The organism is Massilia sp. CT11-108 (assembly GCF_047302915.1).
GTDB lineage: Bacteria > Pseudomonadota > Gammaproteobacteria > Burkholderiales > Burkholderiaceae_D > Telluria > Telluria orientalis.
On the sequence record NZ_JBKYMO010001191.1, the window covers coordinates 1 to 551 of the forward strand.

1 protein-coding gene is annotated in these 551 nt (G+C 73.9%); it reads left to right on the forward strand.

Annotated elements, in window-relative coordinates; all coding sequences use genetic code 11:
* Positions 1 to 102: 102 nt before the first annotated feature.
* A partial coding sequence (locus ACEN88_RS33910; RefSeq protein ID WP_413346758.1) for an Hpt domain-containing protein occupies positions 103 to 551 on the forward strand: 449 nt, incomplete at its 3' end.

Consider the following 551-nt stretch of genomic DNA (forward strand, 5'->3'; position numbering starts at 1 on the left):
CGCACCACCCGGCCTCGTCGCCGGCGTGATCGCCGCCGGCGCCATCGAAGCCGGCCTGCTCGACACGGCCCGCCTGCGCATCGAACTGGAGGCGCTGCTGCGATGAGCGCGGAGAATGAAGACCTGAGCGGCTACTCGATGCTGGACCTGTTCCGCATGGAGACGCGCGAGCAGATGCGCGTGCTGACGGAAGGCCTGCTGCTGCTCGAACAGGGCGCGGTCGACGCGGCCCGGCTGGAATCGATGATGCGCGCGGCGCATTCGGTCAAGGGCGCGGCCGCGATCGTCGGCCTGGAGCCGGCCGTGCGCCTCGCGCATGCGATGGAAGACGTGCTGGTCGCGGCGCAGGAAGGCCGGGCCCAGCTCGACGCGAGCGGCGTGGACGTGCTGCTGGGCGCCGTCGACGTGCTGCAGCAGCTGGCGGAAGCCGATGGCGCCAACGCCCCGCGCGGCAACCGTATCGCGGCCACGGTCGCGGCACTGGGCGCCCTGCACGGCCAGGGCAAGGCGGCACCCGCCGCCGCCCCGCCGCCGGCGCAGGTACCCACACC